Source organism: Pseudarthrobacter sp. ATCC 49987 (assembly GCF_009928425.1).
Taxonomy (GTDB): Bacteria; Actinomycetota; Actinomycetes; order Actinomycetales; family Micrococcaceae; genus Arthrobacter.
In genome coordinates this window covers 694,172-718,497 of sequence record NZ_JAABNS010000001.1, presented here as the reverse complement: position 1 = coordinate 718,497, position 24,326 = coordinate 694,172, and the positions used below count along the sequence as shown (strand labels likewise).

At 66.7% G+C, this 24,326-nt stretch carries 17 protein-coding genes; 8 read left to right on the top strand and 9 right to left on the bottom strand.

The window, feature by feature from the left end; translation table 11 throughout:
* Positions 1–85 precede the first annotated feature (85 nt).
* The 3 genes from mshA (at position 86) to GXK59_RS03430 (ending at position 4,215) form a co-directional block, all read left to right on the top strand.
* The gene (gene mshA / locus GXK59_RS03440; protein ID WP_160664390.1) at positions 86–1,372 is read left to right on the top strand and encodes a D-inositol-3-phosphate glycosyltransferase; all 1,287 of its coding nucleotides are present in this window, start codon (positions 86–88) and stop codon (positions 1,370–1,372) included.
* Between the two features lie 59 nt (positions 1,373–1,431).
* Positions 1,432–3,177 (top strand): formate--tetrahydrofolate ligase, encoded by a 1,746-nt coding sequence (locus tag GXK59_RS03435; protein WP_160664388.1) that lies wholly within the window; start codon positions 1,432–1,434, stop codon positions 3,175–3,177.
* Between the two features lie 120 nt (positions 3,178–3,297).
* Positions 3,298–4,215: a DUF559 domain-containing protein gene (locus GXK59_RS03430; RefSeq protein WP_160664386.1), complete on the top strand. Its 918-nt coding sequence runs from the start codon at positions 3,298–3,300 to the stop codon at positions 4,213–4,215.
* An 86-nt stretch (positions 4,216–4,301) separates the two neighbouring features.
* Here GXK59_RS03430 and GXK59_RS03425 read toward each other — a convergent pair whose 3' ends face one another.
* The 8 genes from GXK59_RS03425 to glmS all read right to left on the bottom strand — a co-directional run bounded on the left by GXK59_RS03425 (position 4,302) and on the right by glmS (position 16,965).
* Positions 4,302–5,387: an inositol-3-phosphate synthase gene (locus GXK59_RS03425; protein ID WP_160664384.1), complete on the bottom strand. Its 1,086-nt coding sequence runs from the start codon at positions 5,385–5,387 to the stop codon at positions 4,302–4,304.
* Positions 5,388–5,555: 168 nt separating this feature from the next.
* Entirely contained in the window at positions 5,556–6,593 is a 1,038-nt protein-coding gene (gene mgrA, locus GXK59_RS03420) for an L-glyceraldehyde 3-phosphate reductase (RefSeq protein WP_160664382.1), read from the bottom strand.
* Between the two features lie 28 nt (positions 6,594–6,621).
* Positions 6,622–8,427: a malto-oligosyltrehalose trehalohydrolase gene (treZ, locus tag GXK59_RS03415; RefSeq protein ID WP_160668961.1), complete on the bottom strand. Its 1,806-nt coding sequence runs from the start codon at positions 8,425–8,427 to the stop codon at positions 6,622–6,624.
* A gap of 31 nt (positions 8,428–8,458) precedes the next feature.
* On the bottom strand, positions 8,459–10,801 hold the full coding sequence (treY, locus tag GXK59_RS03410) for a malto-oligosyltrehalose synthase (protein WP_160664380.1): 2,343 nt from the start codon (positions 10,799–10,801) through the stop codon (positions 8,459–8,461).
* Entirely contained in the window at positions 10,798–13,038 is a 2,241-nt protein-coding gene (gene glgX / locus GXK59_RS03405) for a glycogen debranching protein GlgX (protein WP_160664378.1), read from the bottom strand. The genes treY and glgX overlap by 4 nt, the downstream gene beginning before the upstream one ends.
* A 90-nt stretch (positions 13,039–13,128) precedes the next feature.
* Positions 13,129–14,658, bottom strand: coding sequence for an NAD(P)H-hydrate epimerase (locus GXK59_RS03400; protein WP_160664375.1), 1,530 nt, complete (start codon positions 14,656–14,658; stop codon positions 13,129–13,131).
* A gap of 62 nt (positions 14,659–14,720) precedes the next feature.
* Positions 14,721–15,068 (bottom strand): holo-ACP synthase, encoded by a 348-nt coding sequence (locus tag GXK59_RS03395; protein WP_024366340.1) that lies wholly within the window; start codon positions 15,066–15,068, stop codon positions 14,721–14,723.
* A 4-nt stretch (positions 15,069–15,072) separates the two neighbouring features.
* Positions 15,073–16,965, bottom strand: coding sequence for a glutamine--fructose-6-phosphate transaminase (isomerizing) (gene glmS, locus GXK59_RS03390; RefSeq protein WP_160664373.1), 1,893 nt, complete (start codon positions 16,963–16,965; stop codon positions 15,073–15,075).
* On the opposite strand from glmS, the gene coaA reads away from it, so the two are divergent.
* From coaA to mscL, 3 genes are all read left to right on the top strand, one after another.
* Positions 16,964–18,076 carry a type I pantothenate kinase gene (gene coaA / locus GXK59_RS03385; RefSeq protein WP_443094255.1) on the top strand — a complete coding sequence of 371 codons (1,113 nt, stop codon included), beginning with the start codon at positions 16,964–16,966 and terminating at the stop codon, positions 18,074–18,076. The genes glmS and coaA overlap by 2 nt on opposite strands.
* Before the next feature lie 35 nt (positions 18,077–18,111).
* Positions 18,112–18,975, top strand: coding sequence for a M15 family metallopeptidase (locus GXK59_RS03380; protein ID WP_237393772.1), 864 nt, complete (start codon positions 18,112–18,114; stop codon positions 18,973–18,975).
* 82 nt (positions 18,976–19,057) lie between these two features.
* A complete protein-coding gene (gene mscL, locus GXK59_RS03375; RefSeq protein WP_024365835.1) occupies positions 19,058–19,465 on the top strand; it encodes a large conductance mechanosensitive channel protein MscL in 408 nt (135 codons plus the stop codon).
* Positions 19,466–19,533: 68 nt separating this feature from the next.
* Here mscL and glmM read toward each other — a convergent pair whose 3' ends face one another.
* On the bottom strand, positions 19,534–20,895 hold the full coding sequence (gene glmM, locus GXK59_RS03370; protein ID WP_160664367.1) for a phosphoglucosamine mutase: 1,362 nt from the start codon (positions 20,893–20,895) through the stop codon (positions 19,534–19,536).
* Between the two features lie 219 nt (positions 20,896–21,114).
* Between glmM and GXK59_RS03365 the strand changes: the two genes are divergently transcribed.
* Positions 21,115–22,353: a bifunctional glycosyltransferase family 2/GtrA family protein gene (locus GXK59_RS03365; RefSeq protein ID WP_160664365.1), complete on the top strand. Its 1,239-nt coding sequence runs from the start codon at positions 21,115–21,117 to the stop codon at positions 22,351–22,353.
* Entirely contained in the window at positions 22,350–24,239 is a 1,890-nt protein-coding gene (locus tag GXK59_RS03360; protein ID WP_237393771.1) for an ArnT family glycosyltransferase, read from the top strand. Before GXK59_RS03365 ends, GXK59_RS03360 begins: the two co-directional genes overlap by 4 nt.
* Positions 24,240–24,326 lie beyond the last annotated feature (87 nt).

Here is a 24,326-nt window from a genome sequence, read left to right as displayed (position 1 = left end):
CAGGAGTAGTGTTTTATCGAAACGCAGATCCGGCAGTGTCCAACAGGGCGCCATCAGGACCTGTCCACGGGAGGGAGGGAGCAGAATGTCGCTGATCCGCCGCGTCGCCTTCCTCTCGCTGCACACCTCGCCGATGGAGCAGCCCGGTTCCGGTGACGCCGGGGGCATGAACGTCTATATCCGCGCCCTCGCCGCGGCCCTGGCCGATACCGGCGTCGAGGTGGAGATCTTCACCCGTTCCACGTCCGCCGGGCAGGCCGCCGTCGAACACCCCTCCCCCGGAGTTTGCGTCCACAACGTCCTGGCCGGCCCGGCCCGGAAGCTGCCCAAGGAGGAACTGCCCGAGCTGCTGCACAGCATGGTTGCTGAAATCGACCGGATCCGGCAGCTCCAGCCGCACGGCCGCTATGACGTGATCCATTCGCACTACTGGGTTTCCGGGGTGGCCGGGCTCGAGCTCGCCAGCCTGTGGGGACTTCCCCTCGTCCACACCATGCACACCATGGCCAAAGTGAAGAACCTGCTGCTGGTTGCCGGTGAGCAGCCGGAACCGCGCCGGCGCGAGGACGGCGAGCAGCGCATTGTCGACGGCGCCACCCGGCTGATCGCCAATACGGGCACCGAAGCGGCGGAACTGGTTTCGCACTACAACGCGGACAACGACAACATCGATGTGGCCCCGCCGGGCGTTGACCTGGAGATCTTCACGCCGGCGTTCCGCAGCCGGGCCCGGGCCGCCCACGGAGTGCCGCCGGGCCGCTTCCATCTGCTGTTCGCGGGGCGGATCCAGCGACTGAAAGGCCCGCAGGTCCTGGTCAAGGCCGCCGCCCTGCTGCGGGCACGCCGCCCTGACATCGACCTTCAGCTGACTATCGTCGGGGCGGTCAGCGGGTCCCGGGACTTCGATCTGAAGTCGCTGATCAGCGCCGCCGGGATGGACGACGTCGTCACCCACCATCCGCCGGTCAGCGCTCCGAAACTGGCTGGCTGGTACCGGTCCGCCGACGTCGTGGTGATGCCCTCCTACAGCGAATCCTTTGGTCTCGTGGCGCTCGAAGCCCAGGCGTGCGGGACACCGGTGGTGGCCACCAAAGTCGGCGGTCTGTCCCGGGCCATCTTCGACGGCCGGACCGGGTTGCTCGTCGAGGGCCACAAGGCCGCGGACTGGGCCGATGCCCTGGAAGCCCTGTTCGACGACCCGGCGACCCGCGAGGACATGGGCCGCGCGGCGTCACTCCACGCACAGGAATTCGGCTGGCAACGCACGGCAGCGATCACGCTGGAGAGCTACCACACCGCGCTGAGCCAGTATTTTGGAAACCTGACCATTCCGGTGGGCCACACGCCCTCCACCGGAACCGCGGGCCGCTGACAAGCGGCCTGAAACCACTGGCCGGTACACCCACCGACGCCACGAGCCAAAGGACAAGGATGTCTGAAACCACGACTCCCGGAACCGCTGCCACCGCCGCACCGTCCGGCGGTGCCGCAGCGCTGAGTGACCTGGAGATCGCGCAGAAGGCCACGATGAAGCCGATCGAGGAGATAGCTGCCGCGGCCGGTATCAGCGCCGAGGCCATCGAGCTCTACGGCCGGTTCAAGGCGAAGATCGATCCGGCCAAGCTCGCGGGTTCGACGGCCGGCGGCCCGGTCCGCGCCCCGGGCAAGGTGGTGCTCGTCTCCGCGATGTCGCCCACGCCCGCCGGCGAGGGCAAGTCCACCACGACGGTGGGGCTGGCGGACTCCTTGGCCCGTGCCGGCCACAAGGTGATGATCGCGCTGCGCGAACCCTCGCTCGGCCCAATCCTGGGCATGAAGGGCGGCGCCACGGGCGGCGGCTACTCCCAGGTGCTGCCGATGGATGAGATCAACCTGCACTTCACCGGCGATTTCCACGCCGTCACCTCGGCGAACAACGCCCTCATGGCCCTCGTGGACAACCACATCTACCAGGGTAACGAGCTGAATATCGACCCGCGCCGGATGACGTTCAAGCGGGTGCTGGACATGAACGACCGTTCCCTGCGCGAAGTCGTGATTGGCCTGGGCGGTCCCACGCAGGGCATCCCGCGGCAGGACGGCTTCGACATCACCGTCGCCTCGGAGATCATGGCGGTCTTCTGCCTCGCCACGGACCTCGCCGACCTCCGGGATCGGCTGGGCCGCATCACGTTTGGCTACACCTACGACCGGCAGCCGGTCACAGTGGCCCAGCTGGGGGTCCAGGGCGCCCTGACCATGCTGCTCAAGGACGCCATCAAACCGAACCTGGTGCAGACCATCGCCGGGACCCCTGCCCTGGTCCACGGCGGACCGTTCGCCAACATCGCCCACGGCTGCAATTCCCTGATCGCCACCCAGACCGCCCGCAGCCTCGCGGACATCGTCGTCACCGAGGCCGGTTTCGGCGCGGATCTGGGCGCGGAAAAATACATGGACATCAAGTCACGCGTCGCCGATGTGGCTCCGTCCGCCGTCGTGATCGTGGCGACCGTCCGAGCCCTGAAGATGCACGGCGGCGTCGCCAAGGACCAGCTTAAGGAGCCCAACCTGGACGCGCTGGCTGCCGGCGTCGTCAATCTTCAGCGTCATGTCCGCAACGTGGAAAAGTTCGGCATCACCCCGGTGGTGGCGATCAACAAGTTCGCCACAGACACCCGCGAGGAGCTGGACTGGCTGCTGGAATGGTGCGCCGCGGAGGGCGTCCAGGCGGCCGTGGCCGACGTCTGGGGCCGCGGCGGGGGCGGCGACGGCGGTGACGAGCTCGCGGCCAAGGTTGCCGCGGCCATTGACGCGCCGCACACCTTCCGGCACCTGTACCCGCTGGAGATGTCGGTGGAGGACAAGATCCGGACGATCGTGCAGGAAATCTACGGCGCCGACGGGGTGGATTTCTCCGTCCCGGCCCTCAAGCGGCTCTCGGAGATCGAGAAGAACGGCTGGTCCGGCTTCCCGGTATGCATGGCGAAGACCCAGTATTCCTTCAGTGACGACGCGGCCAAGCTGGGCGCCCCGAAGGGTTTCACTGTGCACGTCCGCGACCTCATCCCCAAGACCGGTGCGGGCTTCATCGTGGCCCTCACCGGCGCGGTCATGACTATGCCGGGACTGCCCAGGGTCCCGGCCGCAATGCGCATGGACGTCGACGCCGGCGGCAACCCCGTCGGCCTCTTCTAGACCCGTTGCCCTATCACTTCTGGCTGCCATTTCCGGCGGATGGGGACCAAAAGTGATAGCGCAACGGACGCCTGTGGATAACGCGAGCGGGGATCCAGCGTTCGGATAAGAATGGTCCGCATGCGACCACCAGCAGCGTTGCCTGCGCACCTCGCCTCAGCCCCGTTCACCGTCTATGAGGCGCGGGCTGCGAGCCTGGGCGACGCCCGGCTCCGTGCTTCCGATCTCACAACGGCCGGACGTTTGCTCTATCTGCCCACCGGCTGGGAGTTCGAACTCCGCGGGCTGGCCCGCGCCCTGTCAGCTGCGACGCCGGGCGCGTGGATTTCGCACCTTACGGCCGCTGTGCTGCTGGGGCTGTGGCTTCCCTCGTGGTATCGCGGGGTCCGGGAACTGCATCTCAGCAAGCCCAAGGCGCTGCCGCCGGTCCGGCGTGAGGGTGTGGTCGGGCATACCGTCCTGGTGTTCGACGACGAGCTCATGGTCTGGGACGGAATCCGGATGTCAACGCCCGCCCGGACCTGGCTGGACCTTGCCCGCATCCTGCCGCTGGAGGATCTCGTGGCGGTTGGCGACCAATTAGTGCGGCGGCCCCGCGTTGGTCTGGAGGGCCGCACGGAGCCGTGGGCGACACTTCCCCAGCTCAGGGCGATGCTCACACGGCACCCGAAACTCAAAGGAATCGTGAAAGCGCGCCAGGCACTGGAGCTCATCCGGCCCGGCTCCGACTCCGCCCCGGAAACGTTCCTGCGCCTGGCGCTGACCGCCGCCGGGCTGCCGGAGCCCGAGCTGCAGCTCCGGATCGCGCCGGGCGACCCCTACTCCCCCGCGGCGGACCTCGGCTACCGGAGGCAAAGGGTCGCCATACAGTACGACGGCGGCCACCACCGCACACGCGAACAGCAGTCCCGCGACATCCGCCGCGACGAATCGTTCAACGCGGCCGGCTGGCGCTACTTCAAGTTCAATGCCGACGATCTGGCGGATGATTTCCGCGGTGCCGTCCGACGGGTCCGGCTCGCGCTCCGCACCCGTTAAACGCCGGTTGCCCTATCACTTGTGGCGGCCAAACCAGGGATTTGGGGACCGTAAGTGATAGGGCAACCGGGGCGAGGCGGGAGGGGTTAGCGCTCCAGGTCCCCACGGATGAAGGCCTCGACCTTGTCACGGGCGAGGTCGTCGTTGAACTGCTCCGGCGGGGACTTCATGAAGTAGCTCGACGCGGAGAGCAGCGGGCCGCCGATGCCGCGGTCCAGGCCGATCTTGGCGGCGCGGATGGCGTCGATGATCACGCCGGCGGAGTTGGGCGAGTCCCAGACCTCCAGCTTGTATTCGAGCGACACCGGGGCATCGCCGAAGTTGCGGCCCTCGAGGCGGACGAAGGCCCACTTGCGGTCGTCGAGCCACTGGACGTAGTCCGACGGGCCGATGTGGACGTCGCGCGGCGCGAGGTCGGCTTCCACGTTGGACGTGACGGCCTGCGTCTTGGAGATCTTCTTGGATTCGAGGCGGTCGCGCTCCAGCATGTTCTTGAAGTCCATGTTGCCGCCGACGTTCAGCTGGTAGGTGCGGTCCAGGGTGACGCCGCGGTCCTCGAACAGCTTGGCCATGACGCGGTGCGTGATGGTGGCACCGATCTGGCTCTTGATGTCATCGCCCACGATCGGGACACCCGCGGCGGTGAACTTGTCCGCCCAGGCCTTGGTGCCGGCGATGAAGACCGGCAGGGCGTTGACGAAGCCCACGCCGGCGTCGATCGCGGCCTGGGCGTAGAACTCGGCGGCTTCCTGCGACCCGACGGGCAGGTAGCAGACCATCACGTCGACCTTGGCGTCCTTGAGTGCCTGGACGACGTCGACCGGCTCCTCCGTGGACTGCTCGATGGTCTCGAGGTAGTACTTGCCGAGACCGTCGAGGGTCGGGCCGCGCTGGACGGTGACACCGGTCGGCGGCACGTCGGCGATCTTGATGGTGTTGTTTTCGCTGGCCAGGATGGCGTCGGACAGGTCCAGGCCCACCTTCTTGCCGTCGACGTCGAACGCGGCAACGAACTCGACGTCGTTGACGTGGTATTTGCCGAACTCCACGTGCATCAGCCCCGGAATCGTGGCTGTGGGGTCGGCATTCCGGTAGTACTCGACGCCCTGGACCAGCGAAGTGGCACAGTTACCTACGCCGACGATTGCAACACGAATCGGATGTGAAGACACGGAACTCCTTTGGGGACAACTTCATGTGCCCGGCGCGGAAGTACTCTGATGCACGACGGCGGCAGCGGGCACGGCGCCGTACGGCGCCCTTAGCATTCTAGTCAACGGTGCAGCGACCTAGGTTGTTCCCGGCCGCCGCACCGTTGTGTTACTTCCGGGCGGAGCCGGCTACTTCTGGGCCCACAGGTTGATGTCGGACTCGACGGCGAACTCGTCGATCGCCGTCAGCTCCGCGGCCGTGAAGCCGAGATTGTTGATGGCGGACAGGGTGTCCTCCAACTGCCGGACGCTGGACGCCCCGACCAGCGCCGACGTCACTGCGGAGCCCTTGCCCTGCTCCCGCAGGATCCAGGCGATGGCCATCTGCGCGAGCGACTGCCCGCGGCTTTCGGCAATCCGGTGCAGGCCACGCACCCGGTCCAGCTTGTCCTCCGTGATGCTGTCTTCGGCCAGGGATTTCTCCTGGGCGGCGCGTGAATCGGCCGGGATCCCGTTCAGGTAGCGGTCGGTCAGCATGCCCTGCGCCAGCGGCGAGAACGCGATCGAGCCGGCACCCACCTGTTCCAGTGCCTCGTACAGGTTGGGGCTGCCGTTTTCGGTCCAGCGGTTCAGCATGGAGTAGCTGGGCTGGTGGATCAGCAACGGGGTGCCGAGCTCCTTGAGGATCCGGGCGGCCTCGAGGGTCTGCTCCGGGGTGTAGGAGGAGATGCCCGCGTAGAGGGCCTTGCCAGAGCGGACGGCGTGGTCCAGGGCGCCCATGGTCTCTTCCACCGGCGTTTCCGGGTCGGGCCGGTGGCTGTAGAAGATGTCCACGTAGTCCAGGCCCATGCGGGTCAGCGACTGGTCCAGGCTGGCGAGCAGGTATTTGCGGGAACCCCATTCGCCGAACGGTCCCGGCCACATGTTGTAGCCGGCCTTGGTGGAGATGATGAGCTCGTCCCGGTAGGGCGCGAAATCGTCCTTGAGGTGGCGGCCGAAGTTGGTCTCGGCCGAACCGGCCAGCGGCCCGTAGTTGTTGGCCAGGTCAAAGTGGTTGACGCCGAGGTCGAAGGCCCGGCGCAGGATGGCGCGCTGGATTTCGAAAGGCAAGTCGTCCCCGAAGTTGTGCCAGAGGCCGAGCGAAATGGCGGGGAGCTTCAGCCCGCTGCGGCCCACTCGGCGGTACGGCATGGAGTCGTAACGGGTTTCTGCTGCAACATAAGTCATACGTACTATCCTGTCCTACTATCCTGTCCTATTTCGAAATGATGGCGGCACTGTGGCCGGGCAGGTCGAGCTGGCCGGCGGTGAGCCGCACGGCGTCGTCGGTCGCCAGCGCCATCGACGCTCCGGTAACGGCGAGCCGGCGCGGCCCGGCGGAGAAGTTCATGGCCACTTCCACGCTGCCGCGGCGCAGGCGGAGCCAGCGGTCCGCCTCGCTGAAGGCAACGGCGGTGTCCTCGAAGCCGAGTCCGGCGAGTTCCGGCGTCGAGCGCCGCAGCGCGATCAGCTGCCGGTACAGCTCCAGCAGGCGGGCGTGGCCGCCCTCGGCCGCTTCGGCCCAGTTGAGCCGGGAGCGCGTGAAGGTCTCCGGGTCCTGCGGGTCGGGCACGACGGCGGGGTCCCAGCCCATCCGCTCGAACTCCCGGATCCGGCCCTCCGCAGTGGCCTTCCCGAGTTCCGGCTCCGGGTGCGAGGTGAAGAATTGCCACGGGGTGGTGGCGCCGTATTCCTCGCCCATGAACAGCATGGGGGTGAACGGCGAGGTCAGGGTTGCGACGGCGGCAAGCGCCAGCTGCCCGTACCCCAGGGTCTGGGACAGCCGGTCCCCGGTGGCCCGGTTGCCGATCTGGTCGTGGTTCTGGCTGCAGACCACCAGCGCTGCCGGGTGGACGACGCCGGTGTTGATGGGCCGGCCGTGGTGCCGGCCGCGGAAGCTGGAGTAGCTGCCGTCGTGGAAGAACCCGTCAACCAGGACCTTGGCCAGCGCCTCAAGGGATTCGAAGTCCGCATAATAGCCCGTGGCCTCGCCGCTGACATTGACGTGCACCGCGTGGTGGAAGTCGTCGCTCCACTGCCCGGCCAGGCCGTAGCCGTTGACGCCGCGCGGGTAGAGCAGCCGCGGATCGTTGAGGTCCGACTCGGCGATCATCGTCGCAGGACGTCCGGTTTCGGCGGAGACTTCATCCGCGAGCGCACCGAATTCCTCAAGCAGGTGGACAGCCCGCTCGTCCTTGAAGGCATGCACGGCGTCGAGCCGCAGCCCGTCCACATGGTAGTCCCGCAGCCACATGGCGGCGTTGTCCAGGATGTAGCGGCGCACGACGTCGGACCCGGGGCCGTCGAGGTTCACCGAGTCGCCCCAGGTGTTGCCCTCCCCCGACTTCAGGTAGGGCCCGAACCGCGGAAGATAGTTCCCGCTGGGGCCGAGGTGGTTGTAGACCACGTCCTGGATGACGCCCAACCCGGCGGCATGGGCGGCGTCGACGAAGCGCTGGTACGCGGCGGGTCCGCCGTAGCCTTCGTGCACGGCGTACCAGAGGACGCCGTCGTAGCCCCAGTTGTGCGTCCCGTTGAAGCCGTTCACGGGCAGCAGCTCCACGAAGTCAATGCCGAGCTCCACGAGGTAGTCCAGCTTCCCGATGGCCGCATCGAGGGTCCCCTCGGGGGTGAAGGTGCCCAGGTGCAGCTCGTAGATCACGGCGCCCTGCAGCCCGCGGCCCTTCCACTGGCTGTCGGCCCACTGGTGGCTCCCGGCATCGAACGTCCGCGAGAGGGCGTGGACGCCGGCTGGCTGCCGGCGGGACCGCGGATCAGGAAGGGGTGTGGTGTCCCCGTCGAGGAGGTAGCCGTAGTCGACGTCCCCGGAGACCGGGGCAGGGGCGCCCGGCGCGGTCCACCAGCCGTCACCGCCTGCGCCACCACCGCCTGCGCCACCACCAGCCCCGCCGTCGGGCCGGCGGGTCATCGGATACTGCCGGCCGCCGGCCAGCAGCGTCACGGTGCCCGCTTCCGGCGCCCAGAGGTCAAAGCGGTCATTTCCATCGGCAGGCACAGTGATCACAGCTTTCCGTTCGCGTTCGGTGGTTCAATCAGTGCTGGGCAGGAACCAGCAGGGCCACCGGGTAGCTGGCCAGAATCGCGGCCAGCTCCACGGCGCCGGGGCCAAACGTGGCACCGGTCAGTTCATCCGTCATCGCAGAGGCAAGGACGACGGCGGTGTCCCGCCAGCCGCCCTGCTGCTCCAGTCCGCGGGGCAGCCGGGTAGCGAGAGTCACGGCGCCGGCGGCCCCTGCGCTGCCGCGGTCAAAGCCGATCAGGTGCCCGGCCGCTGCCCCGGTGGCCGCAACCGGCGTGTAGCCGGTGAAAAGTTCGGGCCGGTCGCGGCGCAGGCGCAAAGCCCGCGAGGTGACCAGGAGTTTCACCGACTCGTCGGTGTACGACGCCGGACGTTCGCCGGCGTCGAGCGCGGCCAGGGCGGCGCACCGCGCACCGTAGTCAAACGGCCGCCGGTTGTCCGGATCGGTCAGCGAGCGGTCCCAGAACTCGGTGCCCTGGTAGACGTCGGGGACTCCCGGCATGGTCAGCTGCACCAGCTTGGCGCCGAGCGAATTGACGGCACCGTACGGTGCCAGGAGCTCCACGAGGGATTCCAGTTCCGCCCGGACGTCAGGGTTGTCAAAGGCCGCGTCGACGGCGGCGGCCAGCTTCTCCTCGAAGGCGGCGTCCGGGTCCAGCCAGTCGGTCGAGTTGCCGGCCTCGCGGGCCGCCTTCTGCGCATACGACTGCAGCCGCTCACGGTCCGCGGGCCAGGCACCGGCAATGGCCTGCCACAGCAGGTTGGCCAGCGGTCCGTCGGGCAGCGGCGCCAGTTCCTGCAGCCGGGCCAGGGCGGCCCGCCATTCCGGGGCCAGCTCCGCGAGCACGGAGATCCGGGCACGGGTGTCCTCGCTGCGTTTGGTGTCATGGGTGCTCAGCGTGGTCATGGACAGCGGGGTTTCGGCCTGGCGGCGCGTCATCCGGCGATGGAACTCGTCCGGCGTGACCGAGAACTCGGTCGGGTCGGCCCCGACCTCCGTCAGGGTGCCCAGCCGGGTGTAGCGGAAGAAGGCGGTGTCCTCCACACCCTTGGCCATGACCATGCCGGAGGTCTGCTGGAAGCGGCGGCCGAGTTCGGCACCGTCCGCCGGACCGGCGTCGAGCAGCAACGGCAGCAGCAGCCCGACGGCGCCTGCCAGCTCAGGACGACGGCGGACGGCGAGTTCGCACGCCTCCTTCAGGACGTCAGCGCCCTCGGGCAGGTAGCTGCGGTAGACCGGGAAGGCGGCGATGATCTCCGACAGGGTGTCCGCGGCCTGGCCGATGCTGAGTCCCGTGCCGGACGGCACCAGCCGGGCCAGCCGGAGCATCTCGGAGTGCAGGATCCCGTCCGTGATCCGGCGCTTGGTGCCCCGGATCATGTCCTCGTAGTCCGCGGCCTGGCCGCCGCGCAGCTCGGTGTCGAGGGCGTCGAGGGTTGCCTGCCCGGCGGGGTCGACGAAGAGCCGGTCCACGTCCGCGAGGGCGTCGTAACCGGTGGTCCCGTCGCAGTCGAAGCCGGCCGGGAGTTCCTCCCCCGGTTCGAGGATCTTCTCGATCAGCAGGTAGCTGCCTCCGGTGACCTCGCGGAGCCGGCGCAGGTAACCTTCCGGGTCGGCCAGTCCGTCCGGGTGGTCGATCCGGAGCCCGTCGACCAGGCCCTCGTCGAACCAGCGGACGATCTCGGCGTGGGCCTCGTCGAAGACCTCGGGGAGCTCCACCCGGATGCCGGCGAGGCTGTTGACGGCGAAGAACCGGCGGTAGTTCAGGTCGGTGTCTGCCCGGCGCCAGCCGATCAGCTCGTAGTGCTGCCGGTCGTGGACCTCGCGTGGGTCATCGGCAGTGGAGTCACCTGCGGTGAAGCTGCCCTCGGCGAGCGGGAAGCGGTGGTCGTAGTACCGCAGCTCCCCGTCCGTGATTTCCAGGGCGTCGACGTCGGAGTCCTCCCCCAGCACGGGGATCCGGACTCTGCCGCCGCCGAAGTCCCAGTCAACGTCGAACGCCGCGGCGTAGCGGGACTCCTGTCCCTCCTTGAGCAGGGACCACCACCACGGGTTCTGCGCGGGGGTGGCGACGCCGACGTGGTTGGGCACGATGTCGACCAGCACGCCCATGCCGGCCTCCCGCGCCGCCCGTGACGCGGCGGCGAGGCCCTCGGCGCCACCGCGGTCCGGGTCGATCGCGGAGGGGTCGGTGACGTCATAGCCGTGGTCCGAGCCCTTTTCCGCGGTCAGGATCGGCGAGAGGTAGATCCAGTCCACGCCGAGCGACTTCAGGTAGGGCACGGTCCCGGCAGCATCCTGCAGGGTGAAGCCGGGCCGGATCTGCAGCCGGTAGGTGGAAACGGGGGTCCTCATTTAGCGGTAGCTTTCGCGGCGCTGGTTGCGGCGGCCTCCTCCTGGGCCTCCGCCATCTCCTCGTGGGCTTCCTCGTGCTCGGCCATGGAAGCCAGCGAAGCGGCCGCGGAGTAGTCAACTTCCACCTCGGGGCCGGAGTGTGCCCGGAGCACCACCATCGACTTCGCCGCCAGCTTCACCACAGAGCCGGCCTTGAGCGGTTCCTCAGTGTCGGCCTGGTCCGCGGTGTCCACCAGCACGTCCCAGAACCGTGAGTACTCCTCGGTCGGCAGCCCAAAGTCCACGTCGTCGTCGTGGGCGTTGAAGCACAGCACGAAACTGTCGTCCGTGATCCGGCGCCCGCGGGAGTCCTGCTCCTGGATGCCGTGGCCGTTGTAGAACACACCGATGGTCCGGCCGAAGCCGCTGTCCCAGTCCTCCGGGAGCATTTCGGTGCCGTCCGTCTTCAGCCAGACGATGTCCGGCAGCTTCTCGCCCTCGCCACGGCGCACGGGGCGGCCGTCGAAGAAGCGGCTGCGCCGGAAGGTCGGGTGGTCGTGGCGGATCTTGTTGACGACGGCGGTGAACTCCACCAGCGGCTGGTCCATCGCGTCCCAGTGGATCCAGCTCAGTTCGGAGTCCTGGCAGTAGGTGTTGTTGTTGCCCTGCTGGGTGCGGCCGAGTTCGTCGCCGTGCAGGAGCATCGGGACACCCTGTGAGAGCAGCAGGGTCGCGATGAAGTTGCGCTGCTGGCGGGCGCGGAGGGTCAGGACGTGGTCGTTGTCCGTGTCCCCTTCCTCGCCGCAGTTCCAGGAGCGGTTGTGCGATTCGCCGTCGTTGTTGCCTTCGCCGTTGGCGTCGTTGTGCTTCTCGTTGTAGGACACGAGGTCGCGCATGGTGAAGCCGTCGTGGGCCGTGACGAAGTTGATCGAGGCCACCGGGCGCCGGGCCGAGCTTTCGTAGAGGTCGGCCGAGCCGGTCAGGCGGGAAGCGAACTCGCCCAGGGTCGAGGGCTCGCCGCGCCAGAAGTCGCGGACCGTGTCGCGGTATTTGCCGTTCCATTCAGTCCACTGCGGCGGGAAGTTGCCCACCTGGTAGCCGCCCGGGCCGATGTCCCACGGCTCGGCGATCAGCTTGACCTGGGAGACAATCGGGTCCTGCTGGATGAGTTCGAAGAAGGTGGACAGCTTGTCGACGTCGTAGAACTCGCGGGCCAGGGTGGAGGCGAGGTCGAAGCGGAAGCCGTCGACGTGCATTTCCGTCACCCAGTAGCGCAGGGAGTCCATCAGCAGCTGGAGGGAGTGCGGGTGCCGGACGTTGAGGGAGTTTCCGGTGCCGGTGTAGTCCATGTAGTGCTTCAGGTCGTCGTCGACCAGCCGGTAGTAGGCCTGGTTGTCGATGCCCTTGAAGGACAGTGTGGGGCCGAGGTGGTTGCCTTCCGCGGTGTGGTTGTAGACGACGTCCAGGATCACCTCGATGCCGGCCTTGTGCAGATCGCGGACCATGGCCTTGAATTCCTGGACCTGGTGCCCGACATCACCGGAGGAGCTGTAGGTGTTCTGCGGGGCGAAGAAGCCGATCGTGTTGTAGCCCCAGTAGTTGGTGAGGCCCTTCTCCTCGAGCGTGCCGTCGTTGACGAACTGGTGCACGGGCATCAGTTCGATCGCGGTGACGCCCAGCTTCTTCAGGTGGTCGATCACCGCCGGGTGCGAGACGCCGGCATAGGTGCCGCGCTGCTCTTCGGGGACCTCCGGATGCAGCTCGGTCAGGCCCTTGACGTGGGCCTCGTAGATGACCGACTGGTGGTAGGGGATCCGCAGCTGGCGGTCGCCGTCCCACTCGAAGAACGGGTTGATGACCACGCCGTGCATGGTGTGCGGCGCCGAGTCGGCGTCGTTGCGGGAGTCGGGGTCGCCGAATTCGTAGGTGAAGAGCGCCGGGTCCCAGTCGATCTGGCCCTGGACGGCTTTGGCGTAGGGGTCCATCAGCAATTTGTTGGGGTTGAAGCGGTTGCCGTGCTCGGGTTCGTACGGGCCGTGGACCCGGTAGCCGTACTTCTGTCCCGGCTGGATGTGCGGCAGGTAGCAGTGCCACACGTAGCCGTCCACCTCGGTCAGCTCGATCCGCGTCTCGCTCAAATCATCAGCAAGGATGCACAGCTCCACCCGCTCGGCGCGTTCGCTGAACAGGGCAAAATTGGTGCCGGTGCCGTCAAAGGTGGCTCCCAGCGGGTAAGCCGTTCCGGGCCAGACTTCCATGTGTACTCCTCGTGCGTCGCGAAAATTCTCTAGACAGACTACTTGTAAGTAGGGTTACTAATTGACTCGGCGCACTGGCGCGCGCCTTTGTTACACCTTTGTCATGACCTCCCGGACGGATTTCGCCACGTCCGACGCCGTCACCGGACCGCCGCGCGAGGCGCGGCTTCCGGCCCGGCCGTGGACGCTGGCGGCCAGCGCCGCGATGGCGGCCCAGCGGTCGGCGGCAGGGATGCCATAGGCGGCGAACGCCCCGGAGTTTCCGGCCAGCTGCGCCAGCAGGGACCCGAGCACACCCGCCAGGACATCGCCGCTGCCGGCCGTCGCCAGCCAGGGAGTCGCCTCGGCCTGGCTGAAGACGGTACCCGACGGCGCGGCCACCAGAGTCGTGGCGCCCTTGAGCAGCACGGTGGCGCCGGTCAGCTCACCGGCACGCCGGACGGCCGCGAGGGTCGCGTCCTCCACCTCGGGTCGGCCGGGTTCTGCGCCGTAGCGGGCCAGCAGGGCGGCAAGTTCTCCGGCGTGCGGCGTCAGCACGAACTGCGGGGCGAGAGCGAGGGGCAGGGCCGGCAGGGCCCCGGCATCGGCCACGACGGGAAGCCCGGTGGCCGCGGCGTCACGGACGCGCGCCAGCTGCTCGTGGGCCTGCTCATCGAGGCCCGGCCCCAGGAGCCAGGCCTGGACGTGGGTATCCGCGGCACTGCCGGAGCCGCACACGACCTCCGGGCAGGACCGGCGGACCAGGTCGGCGACGTCCGGCGGGCCGAGGTAACGCACCATGCCCACCCCGGAGGCCAGCGCGCCGCGGCACGCCAGCACGGCGGCCCCGGGATACTGCTGCGAGCCGGCCACGACGCCCAGGACGCCGCGGGAGTACTTGTGGGAGCGCCGTGCGGGATGGGGCAGGAGCGCGGACAGGTCCTCGGCCTCGAAGCGGCGCAGGGCCGGTTCCGCAAGGGCAGCCTCGATCCCGATCGGAATGACCTGGACGCGGCCGGCGAAGTCCGCACCCGGGTCGGCCAGCAGACCGGCTTTTGCCGCCCCGAACGTCACGGTGATGTCCGCGCCGAGCACGGGGGCGTGGGCAACGCCGGTATCGGCGTCCACGCCGCTGGGGATGTCGCAGGCCACCACGAGGCCGGAGTGCGAGTGTCCTGGCGCCCCTGTCAGGGCATCGATCAGCGCCGCGGCGGGGCCGCGGAGTCCGCCCTGCGCGCCGGTGCCGAGGACCGCGTCGATGACGACCCCGGCTCCGGCGGCTGCCGCCGCCGCAACGGCGACGTTCTCCGGCGTCAGGCGGAGCACCCGGCCGCCGGCGGCTTGGAAGGCTGCGAGTCCGTCCGGGTGGGCCTCCCCCGCGGTGAGTACCGCCGTCGTCCTCATGCCGCGGCGGGCCAGCATGGCGGCCGCGAACAGCCCGTCCCCGCCGTTGTTGCCCTTGCCGGCGAGCACCGTGACACTGGCGCCGTAGAGGCGGCCGCCGCGGGCCCGGACTTCGCGGACGACGGCGTTGGCCAGCCCGTACGCGGCCCGCTGCATAAGAACAGCGCCCACACCGTCCTCCAGGAGGAACGGCTCTTCAGCTGTTCGTACCTGGGTTCCGGTGTAGGCGCTGATCATGGTTTCAGTCCATTCGCGGTGCTGTCGCTGGGGAAGTCCGGCTCTTGTCAGGCGTGTACAGCTCAGCCTTCGGCGATGACCGTCGCCGTGGCAATGCCGCCGTCGTGGCTCATCGACAGATGCCAGCGTTTGACACCCTTCGACTCCGCGACGGCCAGCACCGTGCCCTTGACCTGGACGGTGGGCCCGTTCTGGTCCAGCCCGATCCAGCAGTCCTGCCAGTTCATGCCGGCCGGAGCGCCGAGGACCTTGGCCACTGCCTCCTTGGCGGCGAACCGGGCAGCCAGGGAGCGGGTGTTCAGTTCGCGCTCCGCGGGGACGAACAGCCGGTCGCGCAGCCCGGGGGTGCGCTCCAGCTGCCGGCCGAACCGTTCAATGTCTACGACGTCTACGCCAATGCCAACAATCATGGCGTTATTCTACGGTCACGCTCTTGGCCAGGTTGCGAGGCTGGTCGACGTCGTAGCCCTTGGCGGAGGCCAGGGCAAGGGCAAAGATCTGCAGCGGGACCGTGCTGAGCAGCGGGGCCAGCAGCGTCGGGGTCTCCGGGATGTAGAAGACGTGCTCGGCGTAGGCCTTGACGGCCTCGTCGCCTTCCTCCGCAATCACGATCGTCTTGGCGCCGCGTGCCCGGACTTCCTGGATGTTGGAGACCACCTTGGCGTGCAGTGAGTCGCGGCCGCGGGGCGAGGGAACCACCACGAACACGGGCTGGCCTTCCTCGATCAGCGCAATCGGGCCGTGCTTGAGTTCACCGGCAGCAAAGCCCTCGGCGTGGATGTAGGCGAGCTCCTTGAGCTTGAGCGCGCCCTCCATCGCCACCGGGAAGCCGACGTGGCGGCCCAGGAACAGCACTGACTTGGCGTCGGCCATGGACTGGCCGAGCTCCTTGATCTGCGCCTCGTTGTCGAGGATCTGCTGGATCTTGGCCGGGATCTTGTTGAGGTCCGCGAGGATGTCCTTGATCTCACCCTGGAACTTGTTGCCGCGCAACTGGGCCAGGTAGAGGCCCAGGAGGTAGGCGGCCGTGATCTGCGCCAGGAAGGCCTTTGTGGAGGCGACGGCGATTTCCGGGCCGGCGTGGGTGTAGAGCACGGCGTCGGATTCGCGCGGGATCGTGGAGCCGTTGGTGTTGCAGATCGAGACCGTCTTGGCGCCCTGTTCCTTGGCGTAGCGGACGGCCATCAGGGTGTCCATGGTCTCGCCGGACTGGGAGATTGAGACGATCAGGGTGTTCTCGTCCACGATCGGGTCGCGGTAGCGGAATTCGTGGGAGAGCTCCACTTCCGTGGGGATCCGGCACCAGTGCTCGATCGCGTACTTGGCGACCTGGCCGGCGTAGGCGGAGGTTCCGCAGGCCAGGACGATGATCTTGTCGACGTTCTTGAGCAGTTCAGGGTCAACCCGGAGCTCGTCGAGGGTCAGCTTGCCGTTGATGTCCGAGCGGCCCAGCAGGGTCTGCAGGACGGCGTCCGGCTGGTCGTGGATTTCCTTTTCCATGAAGGACGGGAAGCCCCCCTTTTCCGCCGAGGCCGGATCCCAGTTGACGTGGTATTCCTTGCCTTCGGCCGGGGCGCCGTAGAAGTCGGTGATTTCCACGGTGTCGGCGGTGATGGTGACGATCTGGTCCTGGCCGAGTTCAACGGCGCGGCGTGTGTAGTCGATGAAGCCGGAGACGTCGGAGCCGAGGAAGTTCTCGCCGTCGCCGAGGCCGACGACGAGCGGGGAGTTGCGGCGGGCCGCCACGACGACGTCGGGCTGGTCCGCGTGCACGGCGAGGAGGGTGAAGGCGCCTTCGAGGCGCTGGCAGGCAAGCTGCATGGCCTTGGTGAGGCCGCCCTTCGAGGGGTCGCCCTGGAGCTGGTTCCGGTAGATGTCGCCCAGGAGCGCGGCGGCAACTTCGGTGTCAGTCTCGGAGAGGAATGTCACTCCCTTGCGCACGAGCTCCAGCTTGAGCTCGGCGAAGTTTTCGATGATTCCGTTGTGGATGACAGCCAGCTTGCCCTCATCGGCGAGATGTGGGTGGGCGTTCCGGTCCGTCGGTCCGCCGTGGGTCGCCCAGCGCGTGTGACCGATGCCGGTCAGCGATTCCGGCAGCGGGTTGGCCTCGAGTTCGGCAATCAGGTTGCTCAGTTTGCCCGACTTCTTGCGGGACGAAATTGTGCCGTCCGCCACGACGGCGATGCCTGCAGAGTCGTAGCCCCGGTATTCCAGGCGCCGCAGTCCCTCAAGGACAACGTCCAGGGCATTGTGTCCAGTATTTACCCGGCCAGCGGAGTGGCCCACATATCCAACGATTCCACACATGGACTCAAGCCTAGCGGGTTTCCAGGACAGCGGACGTAGGATGAACGGCCACAACGTGCCGCCCGCCGCCCGCACGGGGCCCACCTGGCGCCCAGACAGGACCGCGCATTTCGCTCTCGGCCCGGCGGAGGGCAGAATCTCTAGGGTGACTTTGCAACGCAATGAAGCGAACGGCGACGGCGTCTCCCCGTTCGTGGAGCTGGACCGGCAGACCTGGTCCCGGCTCGCTGCCCAGATGGAGCAACCCCTCAACGAGGAGGACGTGCTTCGTCTCCGCGGCCTCGGCGATCCCTTGGATATGAAGGAAGTCCGCGAGGTCTATCTCCCCTTGTCACGGCTGCTGCACCTGTATGTCGAGGCGGCAGGCCAGCTTCATGCGGCCACCACCACCTTCCTGGGCGAGCAGACCCAGCGCACCCCGTTTGTGATCGGCGTCGCCGGCTCGGTGGCTGTGGGCAAGTCGACCATCGCCCGTGTGCTCCGCGAGATGCTCCGCCGCTGGCCCGGCACCCCCAATGTTGAGCTCATCACCACGGACGGTTTCCTCTACCCGCTGGCGGAACTCAAGCGGCGCCAACTGCTCGAACGCAAAGGATTCCCCGAGTCCTATGACCGCCGGGCCCTGCTGCGCTTTGTGAGCGAAATCAAAGGCGGCGCGGAGGAGGTCCGGGCGCCCTGGTACTCCCATGTGACCTATGACATCGTTCCCGGCAAGGAAGTGGTGGTGCGCCGCCCCGACGTGCTGATCGTCGAGGGGCTGAACGTCCTGGCGCCGGCCCGGCCGCGGCATGACGGCCGGCAGGGCCTGGCCCTGAGTGACTTCTTCGATTTTTCCATCTATGTTGATGCCAAAACGTCCTACATTGAGGAGTGGTACGTGGACCGCTTCCGCAAACTTCGGACCACGGCGTTCGCGCAGCCGGACTCCTACTTCCACCGCTACGCCACGCTCTCGGACGCCGAAGCGGAACAGACAGCCCGCGAGATCTGGAAGCGCATCAACGAGCCGAACCTTGAGGAGAACGTGCTGCCCACCCGCGGGCGGGCGCAGCTGGTCCTCACCAAGGACTCCGACCACTCCATTCGTCGTATGCTGCTGCGCAAGGTCTAGCACACGTGTGCCACGACGGTTCCGGGAAACGGCCGGTGGCGGCGGAGACCACCCCCGGCACGCCCGGCAGGCGGGCCTTCAACCGCCTGCTGCTGGCAGGAACCGGACTCGCAGCCCTGAGCGCCTGCACCCCGGAGGGGTCCGGGCTGACGCCGTCGGCCCCGGCCTCCACGTCACTGACGTCGGCGGGCAACACCACGACGGCGTCCGCCACGCCGTCCGCTGGGCCCATGCCGGGCAGTCCCACCGCGACGGCCCCGCCGGCCCCGGCGCCTCCCACTGCCGCTCCCGCGGCCCGCCACTCCCTCACCGACCCGGCGAGCCCCTGGGTGGTGGTGAACAAGCACCGTCCGCTCGCCCCCGCCGCTTTCGTCCCGGCCGACCTCGTCCAGCCCCGCGTGCGTTTGGCCACCTCGGGTGAAGCGGCACTGCTCAACAGCACGACGGCGGGAGCGGCGGAAGAGATGTTCGCGGCGGCAGCGGGCGGCGGCGTCGTCCTGACCCTCGCGAGCGGCTACCGTTCCTTCACCACCCAGATCGCGACCTATAACAGGTGGGTGAACACGGAGGGCCAAGCCGCGGCGGACACCGCCTCCGCGCGGCCAGGCTATTCGGAACACCAGACGGGCTGGTCCTTCGACATCGGCGACGGCAGCGGCCGGGACAGCTTCACTCCGGCGTTCGCCAACCAGCCGGCCGCGGTTTGGGCGAAAGCCAATGCCCACCTGTTCGGCTTCGTGGTCCGCTACCCCTGGATGTTCCATGAGATCACCGGCTACTACTACGAGCCCTGGCACCTTCGCTTCGTGGGCGTGGAGGCGGCAACCGACATGAACACCCGGGGCGTCGCGACCCTCGAGGAGTACTTCGGACTCGAGGCGGCCCCGGCCTACCTGTGACGGCCCTGTAACGGCACGACACGGACCGCAATACTTACCTCCGCGACACAGGGCGTTCACGCGGCTGGGCTAGCGTGGGGGCATGCTAACCGGATTCAAGAACTTCATTCTCAAGGGCAACGTCGTCGACCTTGCCGTCGCAGTCGTCATCGGTGCCGCATTTGGCGCCGTGGTAACGGCATTGGTCCAGAGCGTCCTCATGCCGTTCATCGCAGGCCTGGTCGGTTCGCCCAATTTCGACAGCTTCGCCGTCGTCACCCTGAACGGCAACGACATTAAGTTTGGGGTGTTGCTGACGGCGATCGTCAACTTCCTCCTGGTCGCGGCTGCCATCTACTTCGTTGTTGTGGTGCCCATGAACCACATGATCGAACGGCGCAACCGCCGCCTCGGCATCAACGCGGACGTCAAGGAAGAAGCGGCCGAGGATCCGCAAATCGCCCTGCTCACCGAAATCCGCGACGCCCTCCGGACAGAGCGCGCCCGGTAACAACCCCGGCACATAACAATGGCGCGTCCGAGGGGACGCGCCATTGTTATGTCAGTTGTGGGCCCGGTTCAGTCCGCGACGAGCTCCAAAGCCAGCTCGGTCCGAACCACCTGCGCCAGGCGTTCCGCGACGTCCTGGGCGGTTTCCTGCGACGCTGCTTCAACCATGACGCGCACCACCGGTTCGGTCCCGGAGGGGCGCAGGAGCACGCGGCCGGTGTCGCCGAGCTCGGCCTCAGCGAGGGCCACGGCCTCCGCCACGGCGTCGTCGCCCTTGACCCGGGTGCGGTCCACGCCCCTGACGTTGATCAGGACCTGTGGAAGTTTGGTCATCACCGCGGCCAGTTCCTTCAGCGGGCGGCCCGTGAGGGCGACCTGGGCGGCAATCTGCAGGCCGGTGAGTACGCCGTCGCCTGTGGTGGCGTGGTCGGCAAAGATGACGTGGCCGGACTGCTCGCCGCCGAGGTTGAAGCCACCTTCGCGCATCCCTTCCAGGACGTAGCGGTCGCCCACGCCGGTTTCGAGCAGGGTGATGCCGGCCTCGCGCAGTGCGATCTTGAGTCCGAGGTTGCTCATCACGGTCGCCACCAGGACGTCGTCCTTGAGCTTGCCCGAAGCCTTCAGGGCCACGGCGAGGATGGCCATGATCTCATCGCCGTCGACTTCGCCGCCTTCGTGGTCCACTGCCAGGCAGCGGTCGGCGTCGCCGTCGTGGGCAATGCCCAGGTCTGCGCCGTGTTCCAGGACCGCTTGCTTGAGCGGCCCCAGGTGGGTGGAACCGACGCCGTCGTTGATGTTGAGGCCATCCGGTTCGGCACCGATGACAATTACGTCGGCGCCGGCATCCTTGAAGACCTGGGGGGAACAGCCGCTCGCCGCACCATGGGCACAGTCCAGCACCACTTTTAGCCCGTCCAGGCGGTGCGGGAGCGTGCCCAGCAGGTGCACGATGTAGCGGTCTTCAGCGTCGGAGAAGCGCTGGATCCGGCCGACCTCTCCCCCAATCGGGCGGAAAGGCTCTTTGCTGAGCTGTTCCTCGATGGCGTCTTCCACGGCGTCAGGGAGTTTCTGGCCGCCGCGGGCGAAGAACTTGATGCCGTTGTCCGGGGCGGGGTTGTGCGAGGCGGAAATCATCACGCCAAAATCCGCGTCCAGGTCCGCCACCAGATAGGCCGCGGCCGGGGTCGGAAGTACCCCGGCGTCATAAACGTCGATCCCGGAGCTGGACAGCCCTGCTTCCACGGCGGCCGCGATGAACTCACCGCTGGCGCGTGGGTCGCGCGCAACTACGGCGCGCGGCCGTGTTCCGCTGGTATTGCGGCCATGGCCGAGCACGACGGCGGCGGCCTGGGCCAGCTGCAACGCCAACTCGGCCGTCAGCAGGCCGTTAGCCAAACCCCGGACACCATCTGTTCCAAATAATCTAGACATCGTGTCAAGTTTAGACGATGCGGGGGCTGAGCGCGGGCCGCGGCCCGACGCGACGAGGTTTCAAGGGACCGATGTCCAGGCTTCAGCGGGAACCCTGTGTGGGCAGTGAAGAGCCGTTTCGGTACAAATGGGGCGCCGACTACTTGGTTTTCCATTCCCGTGTACTCTATTTTTCCAAAACACTCGCCAGGCAATCAGTAGCCGTTTAGGCTTCGACGCATGACACCTAGCTCTGGGGGCTTGGCGCTCGAAATCGTGGTACCGGTCTTTAATGAACAATTGGTACTCGAAAACAGCATCACAAAGCTCGCGACGTATTTATCGCAGGAAATGCCATCGACGTGGCAAATTACCATCGCGGACAATGCCAGCACGGATAATACCGCTGCTATTGCCACGCGGCTGGCCGCGCAATTACCTAACGTTGCCTATCGCAGGCTTGACGTTAAGGGCCGCGGTTTCGCCCTGCGCGATGCCTGGGGGGCCTCCTCAGCCAAAGTCCTTGCCTATTTGGATGTGGACCTCTCAACCGACCTCGCGGCGTTGCCGCCACTGGTGGCTCCCCTGTTGTCCGGACATTCGGATATCTCCATTGGGACCAGGCTCGGCCAGAGTTCCAGGGTCAGCCGCGGCCCCAAGCGTGAGTTTATTTCCCGGTCCTACAACTATCTCCTCAAAAGGACCATGCAGGTGAGGTTCTCTGACGCGCAATGCGGGTTCAAAGCTATCCGCGCCGACGTAGCACGGAAGCTGCTGCCGCATGTCGAGGACAACGGCTGGTTCTTCGACACTGAACTGCTGATTATCGCGGAGCGCTCCGGCCTGCGGATTCACGAAATTCCCGTGGACTGGGTTGACGACCCGGACAGCAGGGTCGACATCAAGCAAACTGCGTTGGATGACCTGCGGGGCCTGGTCCGCGTTGCAGGATCGCTGGTGCGGGGAACGATTCCGGTCCAGGCCATTTACGCGGAACTGGGCCGCCGGCCCATAGTGCCGCCCGGCCGGCCTAGTTTCTTCGGCCAAGTACTCCGTTTCGGATTGGTGGGAGCGGCTTCGACCATAGCTTTTGCCTTGCTCTACCTGGTCCTGCAAGCACCCTTTGGCGCACAGCAGGCGAACTTCCTGGCGCTGCTTCTGACCGCCGTTGGTAATACCGCAGCCAACCGCAGGTTCACATTCGGCATTAGTGGCCCGGCAAGGCTCTTCACCCAACAGTTCCAGGGACTTGTGGTCTTCCTGCTCGCATGGACTATTACCTCGTCCGCACTGACCATTCTTCATGCTGTCAATGTCGACGCTGCTCCGAGCCACGAGCTCCTCGTCCTGACCGGGGCGAATGTTCTCGCGACGCTTCTCAGGTTCGTCCTGCTGCGGGCCTGGGTGTTCCGTGTCCGCCGCAGCGACGAACTGTCTTACGGCCTTCCCTTGAATCCGGCCCAGGAACCAGTCCGTTGACGCTGGTCACGGCCTCCGGGGCCGCGAAACAAGCGACCGAGTACCCGGAGCAAGGATCGTCACGGTGGGAGCGGGTGGGGCTGGCGTCGCTCCTTGCAGCCACTGCAATATTCTTTCTGTGGGGGCTCGACAGCAATGGCTGGGCCAATCCCTACTATTCGGCGGCCGCGCAGGCAGGTTCCAAGGACTGGACGGCATTCTTCTTCGGGTCTTTTGAGTGGGGCAATCTCATCACCGTCGACAAGACGCCGCTGAGCATTTGGGTGATGTCGCTGTCCGTCAGGCTGTTTGGTTTGAACAGTTGGAGCATCCTGGTGCCTCAGGCGCTGATGGGGGTCGCCACTACGTATCTGATCTACAAGATCGTCCGCCGCGGTTTCGGTGCCGCCCCGTCGTTGTTGGCCGGTGCAATCTACGCAGCCACTCCGGTGGTCTTCCTGATGTCCAGGTTTAACAATCCGGAACCGCTGATGGGGCTATTGACAGTTGGCACTGCCTACCTCGCGCTGAAAGCCATGGACAGCGGGAGGCTGAGGACTTTTGCTGCCGCGGGACTGCTGCTGGGATTGGCCTTTATGGCCAAGCAGGTCCAGGCGTTCGTGATAGTTCCGGCCCTGTGCGTTGCGGTGCTCATGTTCAGCCGCGGCCGCTTGGGGTCGCGCGTCAGGCAGCTGTTCGTCGCGGCGGGGGCGTTGCTGGTGACATCAGCAACTTGGCTGGTAGCGGTGGAATTCACGCCGGCTTCACAGCGGCCTTACATCGGAGGGTCGATGACAAACAGCGCCCTCGAATTGACGCTCGATTACAACGGGCTTGCCCGGTTCATCCAGATCCCGATAACGGCCTCGGGTGACCGCCCCCGTCCCGGCAATGACGAGTTGGCGCCTTACAACGGCGGGTTCTCCCGGATGTTCGATGGAAACTTTGCGCCCGAAATCGCATGGCTGTTATTCCCGGCCATAGCTCTCGCTATCCTCCTGGTCGTGCTGGGCCGGACTCTGAACTTCAACGCTGTGCAACAGGAAGTAGCCGCTCTCGCCGTCGTCTGGTTTGCCACGGCGCTCGTTCTCCTCTGCTATATGGGAACGATGATCCACACGTACTATACGTTTTCTCTCGCCGCCCCAATTGCACTTGTTGTTCCCATTGGCCTTTCGGTCCTGTGGCAACGGAGAGACAGATGGGTGACCCGGCTCATTGGGGCTGTCGTTGTCGGCGCCTCGACGTATATGGCGGTGAGGGTGCTCAACTACAGCGATGAGTGGCCTATGTGGTTCAGGGCGTTGGTTGTGCTCACAGGTGTGGCCGCCGTGGTTGGCTGGCTCTTCAGCAGGTCACTGCAGTGGAGGCGGGCGACGTTGGCTGTCGTTGCCGTGGGTCTCTTGGTGGGGCCGATCGGGGCCGATGTTTACACCGTGTCAGTCCCGCAAAAGGGCACAAATCCCCAGTCCGGCCCCGTTGCCAACGACCCGCGGGCCATCTCAAGGCACCTCGTCGGGGTGAAGGCCGGCACCCCTGCTTGGGCCACCCAGACCGCGTTCGGGGCAAAACCCGCCGTTTTGGTCCTGGAAATGCTGCGCCAAACGGCGGGTGAGCACGACTGGGCCGCCGCAACCTACTCCGCTCAGAATGCGGCCCTCTACCAGCTGGAGTCAGGGCGGCCGGTGATACCACTGGGCGGCTGGCTCGGCACTGATCCTTCACCCACCCCCGACCAGTTCAAAAAGCTGGTGGCGGACGGACGAATCGGATACTTCATCTGGCAGCAGGATCTGTTGGAGCGCAACGAACTGAGTCCGGAAACTGTAGAGATCTCGCAATGGGTGAAGGAAAACTTCAAGGAGCAAACAATTGACGGCGTCCGACTCTATGACCTCCGAAACTGACGCAATCGCTCCATCATCCGGTGGGTCCGTGTCCAGTACCTCATCGTTCTCGGCCCGTTGCCGGTTTTCACTGAGAACCTTCTGGCG